The 12772-nt window shown below is 44.6% G+C and carries 11 protein-coding genes; 6 read left to right on the top strand and 5 right to left on the bottom strand.

Going from position 1 to position 12772, the window contains the following annotated elements:
- Window positions 1-47: 47 nt before the first annotated feature.
- Window positions 48-851, bottom strand: coding sequence for an SDR family oxidoreductase (locus tag QUA23_RS01680; protein WP_333075648.1), 804 nt, complete (start codon window positions 849-851; stop codon window positions 48-50).
- Window positions 852-1133: 282 nt separating this feature from the next.
- Here QUA23_RS01680 and QUA23_RS01685 point away from each other — a divergent pair, with 282 nt between their 5' ends.
- Both QUA23_RS01685 and QUA23_RS01690 read left to right on the top strand, forming a co-directional pair.
- Window positions 1134-2060 carry a DMT family transporter gene (locus QUA23_RS01685; RefSeq protein WP_333075649.1) on the top strand — a complete coding sequence of 309 codons (927 nt, stop codon included), beginning with the start codon at window positions 1134-1136 and terminating at the stop codon, window positions 2058-2060.
- Between the two features lie 178 nt (window positions 2061-2238).
- Window positions 2239-3096 (top strand): Hpt domain-containing protein, encoded by an 858-nt coding sequence (locus QUA23_RS01690; protein WP_333075650.1) that lies wholly within the window; start codon window positions 2239-2241, stop codon window positions 3094-3096.
- 139 nt (window positions 3097-3235) lie between these two features.
- Here the strand turns inward: QUA23_RS01690 and QUA23_RS01695 are convergent, their stop codons facing one another.
- Entirely contained in the window at window positions 3236-3610 is a 375-nt protein-coding gene (locus tag QUA23_RS01695; protein WP_333075651.1) for a hypothetical protein, read from the bottom strand.
- A gap of 489 nt (window positions 3611-4099) precedes the next feature.
- Between QUA23_RS01695 and QUA23_RS01700 the strand changes: the two genes are divergently transcribed.
- From QUA23_RS01700 to QUA23_RS01710, 3 genes are all read left to right on the top strand, one after another.
- A complete protein-coding gene (locus QUA23_RS01700; protein ID WP_333075652.1) occupies window positions 4100-6619 on the top strand; it encodes an ATP-binding protein in 2520 nt (839 codons plus the stop codon).
- A gap of 122 nt (window positions 6620-6741) precedes the next feature.
- A complete protein-coding gene (locus QUA23_RS01705; RefSeq protein WP_333075653.1) occupies window positions 6742-8205 on the top strand; it encodes a CIA30 family protein in 1464 nt (487 codons plus the stop codon).
- Between the two features lie 265 nt (window positions 8206-8470).
- Complete coding sequence (locus QUA23_RS01710) at window positions 8471-9349, top strand: sugar ABC transporter permease (RefSeq protein ID WP_333075655.1); 879 nt, start codon at window positions 8471-8473, stop codon at window positions 9347-9349.
- A 158-nt stretch (window positions 9350-9507) separates the two neighbouring features.
- On the opposite strand, the gene QUA23_RS01715 is transcribed toward QUA23_RS01710, so the two are convergent.
- The 3 genes from QUA23_RS01715 to QUA23_RS01725 form a co-directional block, all read right to left on the bottom strand.
- On the bottom strand, window positions 9508-10209 hold the full coding sequence (locus QUA23_RS01715) for a DUF4079 domain-containing protein (protein WP_333075657.1): 702 nt from the start codon (window positions 10207-10209) through the stop codon (window positions 9508-9510).
- A 922-nt stretch (window positions 10210-11131) separates the two neighbouring features.
- Window positions 11132-11554 carry a DUF6335 family protein gene (locus QUA23_RS01720; RefSeq protein WP_333075658.1) on the bottom strand — a complete coding sequence of 141 codons (423 nt, stop codon included), beginning with the start codon at window positions 11552-11554 and terminating at the stop codon, window positions 11132-11134.
- Between the two features lie 235 nt (window positions 11555-11789).
- The gene (locus QUA23_RS01725) at window positions 11790-11996 is read right to left on the bottom strand and encodes a hypothetical protein (protein ID WP_333075660.1); all 207 of its coding nucleotides are present in this window, start codon (window positions 11994-11996) and stop codon (window positions 11790-11792) included.
- 165 nt (window positions 11997-12161) lie between these two features.
- Here QUA23_RS01725 and QUA23_RS01730 point away from each other — a divergent pair, with 165 nt between their 5' ends.
- Window positions 12162-12575, top strand: a complete 414-nt coding sequence (locus QUA23_RS01730; RefSeq protein WP_333075661.1) for a peptide chain release factor 1 — start codon at window positions 12162-12164, stop codon at window positions 12573-12575.
- The last annotated feature ends 197 nt before the right edge of the window (window positions 12576-12772 follow it).

A 12772-nucleotide genomic window follows, 5' to 3' on the forward strand; every position in this document is an offset into this window, starting at 1 on the left:
CGCCCTGGGTACCTTACCAATTACCAATTATCCATTACCAATTAGTCTCACAACTTGCCCTTTTCCATTGCCCACTGCATCAAACCTGGGAACAAGCGATAAGCTTCCGATGCCAAAAAAGCAGGACCGACGGTAACTTCTGCACGCTGATTTTTCACAGCATCCCAGATAGCTTTAGCAATATCTTCTGGCTGAGTTGCCCACTCAGATTTCAGCATTTTGCTCATTTGCTGGCGGCGCAATTCGACTGCGGGTTCGTCTCGATCGCGAAATTGAGCTCTTTCTAAAAAATCGCTATTAATCAGGCCCGGATGCACGGCGCAAACGTGAATACCTTGAGGCGCTAATTCCAATCGCAAACTTTCTGTTAAACCGGTTACTGCATATTTGCTGGCACAATAAGCAGTCATTTGAGGCAAAGGCATTTTGCCACCAATAGAACCAACATTGACTATTGTCCCTGTTTTTCGTTGCAGAAAATGTGGCAAAATTTCTTGAATTGTGTTAACGCAGCCCCAAAAATTGGTATTCATTAATTGCTGCCAGTCTTCGGAGGTAGTGTGCTCGATCGCCCCCGTCAGACAAATGCCAGCATTGTTAACCACAACATCGATGTTGCCACAGGCATCTAGGGCTTTTTGGACGATCGCGCGCACTTGTTGAATGTCGCCAACATCCCCTGGAATAGCTACAGCCGCAGTGCCTTCTCGCTGCACTTGAGCCGCTGCTGCTGCCAATCTCTCTGGCTGGCGAGCTACCATAACTACATCGTAACCTTTACTTGCAAATAAAATTGCTGTTGCTTTGCCGCTTCCTTGAGAAGCGCCTGTAATCAAAACTGTAGGAGCCATAGATAGTTATAAATTGTAAGTGGGTAATTTGTTTTTTGCGATATTGAAACTATAACAGAGGTCAGGTAATTTTAGGTACGCTCTACATTGAGTTTTTTTGAGTGTCGTAAGTTTTCATGATGAGCGGTCTGTTTTTTTTTACAAACCGCGAATGCCCGTTAGCAAAACGCCGAGTTATGGCTCTTGTCACGAAGGAAGAGAATAGAAATTATCCATAATTTGTGCGAAAATTGCTTTGTAAATTTTCCCAATGCCCAATCCCCAATGCCCAATGGCTAAAAAATGAATCTTCCGAAACAAGCACCTAATTGGTCGATCGCCCTAGTGTTAATTATCGGCGTTTTAGCCGTCTCAACTTCCTCAATCTTAATTCGGCTGGCTAACTTGAAAGCAGGGGCGGGCGGCTTTGGTTTCAGTATGGTACTTGCGGCTTCTCGTCTGACTTTATCTGCTGTAATTCTGCTTCCTGCTTGGCGGAAAATTCAGTGGAACGCCTTGCAACCGGGAGCTCGGCGCTATGCTGCTGCTGCGGGTTTGTGTCTCGCCCTGCACTTTGCGCTGTGGATTACCTCACTTTCTTATACTTCGATCGCCGCCTCGACGGCCCTTGTCACCACTAATCCTGTCTGGGTAGCGCTTTTGTCGCGCTTCTGGTTCGGGGAAAAACTCAGCAAAATGTCGATCGCTGGCATTACTATAGCCCTGACTGGGGGAATGGCGATCGCCCTCGGAAGCACGGGCGCAGCCCCTGCTGGCAGCAGCCAACTGCTTGGCGATTTCCTGGCTCTGGCCGGTTCCTGGGCTGTCAGCTTGTATTTGCTGCTGGGCCGGGAAGCTCAGCGGCGGGGACTGGGAATTGGTGGCTATATCGCGATCGCTTATACTGTAGCTGCGATCGTCCTGCTGCCTCTCCCCTTCGCCTTTGGCACTACTTATACTAACTACCCCGACATTGTATATTTTTATATTTTGCTAACGGCCGCTTTGCCTCAGTTAGTCGGCCACACCATTTTGAACTGGGCCGTAGTGCAGATTTCCCCAACTCTGGTAACTCTTGCCATCTTGTTTGAACCGGTTGGGGCGAGTTGGTTGGGTTATTTGCTGTTTGGGGAAGTACCCGCGCCGGCGGTACTCGCAGGTGCTGCGGTGCTGCTGTTGGGGGTAGCAACCGCTACCGTCGGAGCAAAAAAAATCACTGTCAACAGTTAAGAGTTAACATTTTTCAACATTGCCACTACCGTTGCCGTGAGTCAGAATAAAACAGATTAGGGCTTAAAAACAAAAATAACTCGTCGCTTAAATATTGGTTCCAAACTATCAAATTTCAGACTAATCACTAATGACTAATGGACTAATGATACTCGGCTGCCTTTAGGAGAATAAAATTATGTTGCCAGAACAACTACAGCGCATCATCGGCTACTTTATCGAAGAAGCCACAGAACAGATCCAAATTATCGAACAAGGCTTGCAAGATCTGCAAAATACCGTGCCAGCTCCCCAAAGAATACACCAGCTCATCCGAGCCTCGCACTCGATTAAAGGGGGAGCAGCTATGCTCGGATTTAGCAGCATTCAGCGCATTGCTCATAGGTTGGAGGATTATTTAAAACTGCTCAGAGAATGTCCGATCGCCATTGATAGCAGGCTACAATCGCTCTTAACCGAAGTTTTTGATATTTTAGTAGCCCTCGTGTCAAAGGTTTCTAAGGGTTTTGGGCTCAACCACGAAGACGCAAACCAAATGCTCTCCCTCGCCGAACCGGTTTTTGACGAACTCGACGCTTACCTGAGATTGCGAATTCCCACTCGGCTGACTGTGAGAGCTACTACGGACGAACATATTCATGTTTTCTCCGGTTACTGCACCTCCCTGAGCGAATTTTCCTCGGCTATTGCTTCGCGCGTCGGTTTGCTCGGAGGCACTTTTACCCGCCACGATCAGGATAGCCAGGGCATACGCCTTTGTATTGACATTTACCTGCCGCCTTACACCAGGATCGAAAACATCCGCGAAGCTGTCGAACTCTCCGGCGCTATTATCGGGAATGTCCAGACGCAGCGCGACTTTTCGCTGCTGGCGACTGCGGATTATCCGGTTTACCAAAGTGCGATCGAACCTCCCGCAATTTGCATCGGATGCCGCTACTATTACGGCAGAAGCGACGGCGGCTACCTGCTCAACTGCACGATCCATCCCCGCGGCCCGGAAACAGAAGATTGTCGCGATCGCGAACCGGAATAACGGCTGAAAACTCAGCCCTCGGAAGCACGATTTGCCACCCGAAAAACTTTCTTCTGAAACCAATATTTCCCCTGGAACATTTCAGAATACCCCCGTGCCCAATTCTTTTTGAGTTCCTAAATAATTAGAGCTTGCTCTTTTAGATAACTAAATCCTTCTTCCTTCTGAAACCTCCCCTAACCGCTGATACCCCAACTCGAATTAATTGCATCATGCTTGCAGGATGAGCGATCGCCCAGACATTGATTGTCAGACAAGTGATTCCCATAACTAGCAAGATGTATGTCGGAGGCATGACTACCCCGATCGCGAACCAGGTGAAAACGTGAAATATCATTGCTGTAGCCCAAACGCTGGCCACAACCACAGACGCCCAAATTTGCATTCGAGGTCGGTTTAGTCCTATCAAAATCGCTGTATGCAAAGTAGTCAGCAAGTTTGCCGGAACTAAAAAGGCACAGATAGCTATGCAGTAGGTATGAGAAAATTCATTAACTGTATTGAAGTCGATCATCAGTCTAATTGTCGGGCCTGTTGGGTATACTTAAAGAGCTTAGCGTGACTTGACTTTCAGATCTTGTCACCCTTACCTTAACTTAATATTTCAGTAAATAGGCCGCTCTGGAGACGCATTTCTCTCCCCCTTTTCCAGCAGGCAAAATTTTACCACAAATATTAAAGTTTGGGGAAATTATTAAACATACTTGAAGAATGGCAACAATTGCTATGATAATTAACATCGGGAAGCGATAGTATAGAAGAGCCAAGTCGGTAAAATTTCTAGAAGGCTGAGGCTGGTATAACAGCAACACATACTGCAGGCTGGTTTTCGACTAAATCATTTTTGATTCGCTGAGTATCGGGTGATTGATTCTCCGTGTCCGTCAAGGGATCGAGCCGTTATGCGATCGAACAATATGAGATTATTATGGAAAAGCCAATTTGCTCTCAAATCTCAAATCAATAGAACCCTCTCCAAATTTCACAGCGGAAGACAAAGCAAATGGATCAACAAATCACAATTCCCGCACTCGAAGAAGTTGACTTGACAAACTGCGACAGAGAACCCATTCATATATCGGGGCACATTCAGCCACACGGGGTGCTACTTGTGGTACAAGAACCTGAACTAGAAATACTGCAAGTCAGCGAAAATACGCAAGATTTGTTGGGAATTGATGCACAAAGTGCGATCGGTAAAAATTTGAGCGTATTATTCAATCGAGTTCAACTAAAAAAACTCAATCTTTGTTTGCGTAATGAAAACTTAAAAACCGTTAATCCCATTAAACTCTCTGTCACAAACAAAGGTAAATATTTAGAATTTGATTGCATTCTCCACCGAGTACAAGAAGTATTGATTGTCGAGTTGGAATTAGCCAGAAACCCAGAAAATATTTCTGTTTTTAGTTTTTATCATTCCGTGAGAGCCACTGTCAGTAAAATTCAAAGCGCCCCAAATCTCAAAGAATTATCTCAAGTAACTGTAGAAGAAGTCAGAAAAATTTCGGGTTTTGATCGAGTTATGCTCTATCAATTTGACTGCGAAGGCAACGGCGCTGTGATCGCTGAAGCTAAAGCAGAAAACCTAAGTCCTTTCTTGGGATTAAACTACCCCAGCTCAGATATTCCCAAACAAGCCCGACAACTGTATACGTTAAATTGGCTGAGGTTGATCCCCGATGTCAATTATCAACCCGTCCCCCTTGTTTCAGGAAACAATGCTGTTACCACCCAGTCTCGGGACCTCAGTTTCAGCGTGTTGAGAAGCGTTTCTCCCATTCACATAGAATACCTGCAAAATATGGGCGTTGCAGCTTCGATGTCAATCTCATTAATCAAAGACAAAAAACTGTGGGGATTGATTGCTTGCCACAACTATACACCAAGACACCTCAACTATGAATTGCGCGCAGCTTGCGAATTTATCGGGCAAGTAATGTCCTTAGAACTGCAATCAAAAGAAGGAAACGAAGACTACGACTACAAATTACATTTGAAATCGATTCAGACCAAGATTTTTGAAGACATATCCACGTCCGAAAACTTGTCACAAGTGTTAGTTAAATGTCAGCATAATTTGCTAGAAGCAGTCAACGCCCAAGGAGCAGCAATAGTATTTGGGGACAATTGCTATCGAGTCGGGCAAACACCTCAAGGAGAATCCCTCAAATACTTAACTCAGTGGGTGCAAAAGCATTTAAATAAAGAAATTTTTTATACAGACTCGCTGACCAAATGCTATCCTGAAGCTGAGGAATTTAAAGACACGGCTAGCGGGTGTTTGGCTATAGCAATATCGCCGACTCAGAAAATATACATTTTGTGGTTTCGCCCCGAAGTAATTAAGACCGTAAATTGGGCGGGCAACCCTAACAAACCAGTTGAAACCGATGAAGATGGCAACCCTCGACTGTCTCCTCGGAAATCCTTCGAGCTGTGGAAAGAAAATGTGAGGTACAAATCGTTGCCTTGGAAACAATGCGAAATTGAGGCTGCATTGGAACTGAAAAAAGCAATGATTAATATAGTGCTACGCCAAGTAGCCAAACTCGAAAAATTAAATACAGCATTAGAAGAATCAGTCGCCAGAGAACGCGAAAAAACAGCTCATTTAAAAACAGCAATGTCCGAGCTTAAGCGGGCGCAAACTCAATTGGTGCAAAGTGAAAGAATGTCAAGTTTGGGACAGTTAGTGGCGGCGGTAGCTTATGAAGTCACTAACCCGATTAACTTTATCTACGGAAATCTTAGTTATGCCAACGAATACAGTCACAAAATGCTGAATTTATTGCAGCTTTACGAGCACCACTATCCTTCGCCTTCGCCAGAAATTCAAGCACAAATAGAAGCAGTAGAATTAGAGTTTATAGTTGAAGACTTACCCAAGTTGCTGGGTTCAATGAAAGTAGGAGCTAACCGCATCCGCGAGATAGTTCAGTCGCTGCGAAATTTCTCTAGAATTGACGAAGCAGAGATTAAACCAGTTGACATTCACGACGGATTAGACAGTGCTTTGCTGATTTTGAGCAACAGACTCAAACCGAAGCCCGATCGCCCAGCAATTCATCTCATCAAAAAATATGGCTCTCTGCCTTTGGTTGAGTGTTACGCAGTTCAAATCAACCAAGTATTTATGAATGTACTGGCAAATGCAATTGATGCTCTCGAAGAAGCCTTTGTCAACAATAATTTATCGCCGCAGGGCGGCGGCGAAGAGCCAGTTAAGTGCGGACAAATTCGGATTGTGACTGAACTTTGTCCCGGAGAAAAAGCCGTAGCAGTTCGGATCGAGGACAACGGTTGGGGCATGGAAGAAAAAGTTCGCCAGAAAATTTTTGAGCCGTTTTTTACCACAAAACCTGTGGGCAAAGGTGCGGGGATAGGTTTGGCGATTAGCCATGAAATTGTGGTAGAACAACACGGCGGCAAATTGACTTGCATTTCAGCCCCCGGAGAGGGAACGGAGTTGATTATTGAGATTCCCTTGAGCCAAACTCATCCCACACCCATTGTCAAGTGAAAAAAAGTCCGCGCTAGCGAAGCTATCCCGAAATTAGGAAATCGACCCAATTCACAAATCGAAAATTCGATTAAAATACAAAAGCAGCTAAGTAGATTTGAGCCAATTCAGAGGAAGCTAATATGACTGAAAAAAAAACCGCCCAATGGGATGCCGGCCGGTTTCTCAAAACCTTGGCTTATTTCGGCGTCATTCCCTTCATTGGCAGCATTAGCTGGCTACAACAATTCTTTGGAAGCAGCAGCAACAGTAAAAAAGACCAACCCAAACTGATACTGGTAGCCGGTGCCACCGGCGGCGTCGGGAAGCGAGTTGTCAAGCGGCTGCAACAGCGGGGATATAAAGTACGCTGCCTCGTCAGAGATGCTAAAAGAGCAACAGAAATTCTCGGCAATAATCTCGAATTAGTTGAAGGAGATATTACTCTGCCAGAGACGCTAACACCGTTAGTAACCGAGGGCGTGGAAGCAGTTATCTGCTGTACCGGCACTAAAGTTCAACCTATAGAAGGAGACACCCCAACCAGGGAAAAATACTATCAAGGCATCAAATTTTATATGCCGGAAGTGGTGGATGTTCCCGAAATAGTCGAATACAAAGGCATCAATAATTTAGTCCAAGCTGTTCGCCGCCAGCTAATTCAAGCAGGCGAAAAAATAATTTTTGACTTCACAAAACCCAGCCAAGATTTAAAAGAAACTTGGGGTGCCTTGGACGACATCGTGATGGGTGGAACTAGCGAAAGTTCGATCCGGCTGACAGACAATACTGCTATATTCACAGGCAATGTTTCTACTGCCAACTCGGGCGGCTTTGCTTCGGTGCGTACCCGCAACTTTGATCCTCCGCTTAATCTCGCAGGATTTAGTGGCCTCTACCTGCGCGTCAAAGGGGACGGTAAGCGCTACAAATTAATTGTTCGCAGCGAATCTAAATGGGATGGAATTGGCTATTGCTATTCGTTTGATACTGTTTACAATATCTGGATTACTATCACCATTCCCTTTGATGAGTTAATTCCAGTATTTCGCGCCAAAACTGTCAAAGATGGCTCCAAATTTGATGCCAGCAGTATTTTTTCTTTTCAGTTAATGTTGAGCAAATTTGAATATGATGGCGCGTTAAACCCGAAATTTACACCGGGTATTTTTCAAATCGAGTTAGAATCTATTAAAGCTTATGGGGGACAGACTTTGCCGCGATTTGTGATGGTGAGTTCGGCAGGAGTTACCCGCCCCGGTCGCCCGGGAATTAACTTGGAAGAAGAACCGCCTGCAGTCAGGATGAATGATATGTTGGGGGGGATTTTGACTTGGAAGTTGAAAGGGGAAGATTGTGTGCGATCGAGCGGCATACCTTATACTATTGTCAGACCTTGCGCTTTGACTGAAGAACCGGGAGGCAAAGCTTTAATATTTGAGCAAGGAGACAATATTAGGGGCAAAGTCAGTCGGGAAGATATTGCAGAATTGTGTGTGCAGGCTTTGGAACAACCGCAAGCTTGCAACGTTACTTTTGAGGTGAAAGAGGGGGAAAATGGTAGTTCTCCCGGAGACTGGCAGGCTTTGTTTGCGGGAGTTAAATAATTATTATTTGTAGGGTCGAAGTCTAGATCCCCCCTAACCCCCCTTAATAAGGGGGGGACAAGAAATCGTTTCAAGGACTCAGTGCCGGTGCGCCGAATAGTACCCTACAAATGCGAGTTTTATAAGTGGTTCCCAGGCATAGCCTGGGAATTAATGTCCAGAGGCTCTGCCTCGCTTGTTAGTAGGAAAATTGGAGGCAGAGCCTCCGGATATGCGTTACCAGGCAGAGCCTGTTAACGAGTAAAGTTACCAATTACCAATTACTATGTCTGTGACTTTTTCCCGACGCTCCTTGACGCCTTATTTGTTTTTGCTTCCGGCTTTATTTATTTTGAGTTTGACTGTTTTGTGGCCGGCGGTGCAAGCTTTTTATTTGAGTTTTACTAATTACGAATATGATTTAACTCAAATGCCGCAGTGGGTGGGTTTGAAGAATTTTAACAGGTTGTGGGGCGATCGCACATTCTGGCAAACTTTGACGAATACGCTGCTGTATCTCACCTGCGTTGTGCCTGTATTGGTTGTTGTGCCGTTGGGAATGGCGATTTTGTGCAACCAAAAACTTAAGGGGATGAACTGGTTTCGAGCAGCATACTACACGCCGGCGGTGATTTCCATGGTTGTCGCCGGGATTGCTTGGAAGTGGCTGTTTGCTGAGACTGGACTGCTGAATCAGTTGGGGGAATTGTTGGGTTTGCCTCCTGTTTCTTGGCTGGCTAATCCGAAGTTAGCAATCTTTAGCGTCATGGCGGTTACTATCTGGAAAGGATTGGGCTATTACATGGTGATTTATTTGGCAGGGCTGCAAGCTATTCCGGCAGAACTTTATGAGGCGGCTGCTATTGATGGTTCTGATGGTTTGGGAAAGCACTGGGATATTACTGTGCCGCTGATGAAGCCGTATCTAGTTTTGGTAGCGGTAATTTCGGCGATTTCTGCTACTAAGGTTTTTGAAGAAGTTTATATTATGACTCAGGGCGGGCCCCGCAATAGTTCTAAGACGGTTGTTTATTATCTTTACGAACGGGCTTTTAAGGACTTGGAAATTGGCTATGCTTGTACGATCGGGCTGGTTTTGTTTTTGCTAATTTTGGGTTTGTCGATTTTGCAAGTTAGCCTTCAGGGTTTGACTCGCAATGATTAAGATTGGTGGCTGATTAGGGCTGACGCAATCCGGGCATCATAAACTAGGTTTCTCGTTCTCATTCCTGTGATTACCAGGGCTTTGTTACATTCAGAAACCAGGTTTACTGCTCTAATTTAGACTAATTTTAGACTTGAATCTCGAAGTAATGCAATCGCTCACGGCTTTGGGCAGGTCTTATTGGCGAAATCACAGCTATAAATATAGGGTTTCTGCCAGTTCAGAGGAATTTCTAATAAATCCCTGGTTCCGGTCATTCCCTGTCCCAGAAAGAGCAGCACGGCGATCGAGTTCAAGATCACATGGATAGTGCGCCAGCGATTTGAGCGGTCTTTGTAAATGTCTTGAATGATGGCAAGGGAGAAAACCATAATTAGCGCAGCGGCGATCCCAATGTAGTAGTGAGACCAATACCATTCATTGGTTCGCCGATAAACGCCATCTTGAGTGCCAAGAATCACCAAACCAGTACCTGTTAGCGTTGCAAATATGCCGCGCCATAAAGCGGGTGTTGCTCGATATAGCATCACCAAAGAGGCAATAGTTGCAACAAACATCAGCACAATGAAAATGACCTGAAACGAGTTTTTGCTCCAAACATCCTTGCTCAAAATATGCTCAAAAATCGGGTAGGCTAGACCCAACAAAGTCACTCCTACCACTGAACCTGACAGAATTCGACCTGCTTTGACGTGCTCTGAACCGACTACAGGTGGAATTTTGCTCTTGGTGTCGATCGCTATTTGCTTCCGACGCTGCATGGTTTGCCACCCCATATTGATAACAATACCAAGCATAGGAAAAACAATCGCTACAGCTAAAATAGGATGCAGCAAAGCCAGAAAATCTTTAAATTCCATACAGCACCTTTTTGTTGAAGAGGGTTGGCTTCATCAACCCGGTTTTTGCGATACATAATATCATACCCGGCGATCTAAGCACAGTAAGTTTGTAGCCAGGACTAATAGCGATTATTCGTCCCTATAGAGAGGATAGAAGCCCTAACTACAAACACGCTTTATGAAGGGTAACTCACCAGAAATGTTGATAAACAGAAGATATATAGCCATCCTCGCATCATTTGTGAATTTCTTACTCCCTCCCCTTGATAAGGGGAGGGTTGGGGTGGGGTCAAAAAATTACGGCTCCTGCAAGGATTGCTATAGCAGTTGTCTATTGCGCGAGGTACAACTTTCTCAATTACGCAATGGAAGAATTACAATTACCTTGTTCTCAGGGAAATGAAAACTGCTGGCGGTAATGTCAGTGCCGCTTAGCCACTAATTCCCTGCATCACTTTGAGCCTATATGTTACTAGTTTTTCAGTATTGAAAAACTCCTAGCGAGTGTGAAAGCACATCTGCGCCTAACTCAAACAAACAACCCGGATAAGTTATAATTTGAATATATAATCTTGAAGGTTTTAACCACTAAAATTTAGCGAGGTGATTAACTAATTGAATACACTGCAAAAGAGTTTGATTTCTTATAATTTATGCTGCCAAATTGCCCTCAATTCCTTACCCGCGACTGGATTGTATAAAAAGTCTAGGTTTACGATTTTATGGCGAGCCAAACATTATTTAACTAGATATTCGTTATTTACAAATTAATTTATAAGTAAGTAACTCAAAACGCCTACTGCATACTGTTCGGGGATTTGGATATGTGTGGCAAGAGCAAAAGTGATGAGGAGCGAATTTACAAATACTTGGCGTATGAAGTATAAATACTGGTGAACCCGCTCCTATTATAGTCCCTATTTTTTTGTACCAAATAGACCTAGAAATCCGGTCGTTCCTGATAATCTTCTGCAGAACTAGGGTCTAATTCCCAGCGACTTTCATCTCGATGTTCAAGCATATTTGTTGTGTTCAAAATAGCGCCATCGGCCATCTCTATGCCCGCAGAGGCTCCGAGTTCGTCAACAATATCCAGGTCGGGAGTAGGCGCGGTTCCGCCCACCGATTGCTCGCCAGTGGCACTTTCTTGTTCCGCAGCCGGATCGCCATCCTCGCCGCCGATTTGGGAACTGGTGGAAGAGTAGTCCGAACTGCTGTCCTGCAGGGTTGTTATGTCGTCTTGGCTCACCCCCGGTTGATCGATGACGCCGGTACCGTAAGATTCGGTAATTTCTTGAGGTAAGTCGCCCAAATTATTGCGTTCTTTTGTTTTTTTTGCGTTGCTTTTCTTTGGTTGTGCCACGATACTTGCTCCTATTTTTTTTATTCAATTAAATTTAAAATGTCCGAATTTGGCTTTAACTGAATTGTTTTTAGTAATTGTCGATGGCTATAATTACTCGGTATCGTAGTTGCTATTTAAGCTTGTAGCTTCTATCCCAGGAAATATATTGATTCGGCTCAGCTATTTCATTGGGAATACAAAAAGCGATCGCCCGTTTGAAAAGGGCGATCGCTTTTTAATAGGGAGGCTAATTCTATTCGGGAAAGTCAGGAATTACCCATTTGGGGGGTTCCGTCCGTTTCCTTCTCACTGCTTCCTCTGCTATTTCTAGCATTTTATCCAGAGAAGTATTTTCAATAAAGTTGGACGTTGCTTGTGCGTATTCCCGCTTCGGGCACTTGTCGCCCAGAACGCAGCCATTGACGCAAGCTACAGCACAATCGACAGTGTTCTCCACCATAACTTTTTTCCTTTCACGCTTCCAACAACTAATAGGCACGTACTCTGGGTGAATTTGTCAAGAGACCGCTCTATATCTTTATTTTACTTCACAAATTGTCATCAAAGGTCGATCGCCAGAGCAAAACTGTTATAAAATCAAAGCAACCTACGTAATCTGCCGATCGTGAGTAATTTTCTGTGGCGCTTAAAACTTTTACCTTGGCGAGAAATGCTGCAAATTGCCGCCCTCGTCAACTCAATCGTGATTGGACTAGAGCTATTTTTAGCCTGGGGTTTCACGCAATCGCGGGCAATCCGCAACGGGTTGACGCTTCTCTACGGTTCCTCCCTCGGTATATTGATACCTTTTGCAGCAGCAGTGGGAATGGGAGCTTTAGCAGTGTACTTTTTAGAGTATTGGCAACAACAATTTTTGCTCAACCGAATTAGTTTGTGGGTTTTAGTTTTGTGCCTGCTCTTGGGTTTGGTTTTAAAATCATTCCTACCCATACCTGCTTCTTTAGCAAGTTTATCAGAAACTGCACTAATAGGAATTACGGTGGGAGTTTTTTGGAAGGGCCGACCTTATTGGCGATAGTCATGCCATTTTAGATTTTAGATTTTAGATTTTAGATTGGCTATGACTGACGAAGCTCGTGGTTTTGAGCTTGTCTACAGTTGTATTCTTTTTTGAAAATAGTATCATCAGTCAGCGGTCATTGGTTATTAGTCTATATGTAGGGTGCGCAGTGCGCACCTTACCGCTTCAAGCAAGAAATTCCTTCTTCCTTCTTT

The organism is Microcoleus sp. Pol1C5 (assembly GCF_036701115.1).
Taxonomy (GTDB): Bacteria; Cyanobacteriota; Cyanobacteriia; order Cyanobacteriales; family Microcoleaceae; genus Microcoleus.

Coding starts and splice junctions, on each gene's coding strand:
- QUA23_RS01680 (WP_333075648.1), bottom strand. CDS start 851: ATGGCTCCTACAGTTTTGATTACAGGCGCTTCTCAAGGAAGCGGCAAA.
- QUA23_RS01700 (WP_333075652.1), top strand. CDS start 4,100: ATGGATCAACAAATCACAATTCCCGCACTCGAAGAAGTTGACTTGACA.
- QUA23_RS01710 (WP_333075655.1), top strand. CDS start 8,471: ATGTCTGTGACTTTTTCCCGACGCTCCTTGACGCCTTATTTGTTTTTG.
- QUA23_RS01690 (WP_333075650.1), top strand. CDS start 2,239: ATGTTGCCAGAACAACTACAGCGCATCATCGGCTACTTTATCGAAGAA.
- QUA23_RS01715 (WP_333075657.1), bottom strand. CDS start 10,209: ATGGAATTTAAAGATTTTCTGGCTTTGCTGCATCCTATTTTAGCTGTA.
- QUA23_RS01695 (WP_333075651.1), bottom strand. CDS start 3,610: ATGATCGACTTCAATACAGTTAATGAATTTTCTCATACCTACTGCATA.
- QUA23_RS01725 (WP_333075660.1), bottom strand. CDS start 11,996: ATGGTGGAGAACACTGTCGATTGTGCTGTAGCTTGCGTCAATGGCTGC.
- QUA23_RS01705 (WP_333075653.1), top strand. CDS start 6,742: ATGACTGAAAAAAAAACCGCCCAATGGGATGCCGGCCGGTTTCTCAAA.
- QUA23_RS01685 (WP_333075649.1), top strand. CDS start 1,134: ATGAATCTTCCGAAACAAGCACCTAATTGGTCGATCGCCCTAGTGTTA.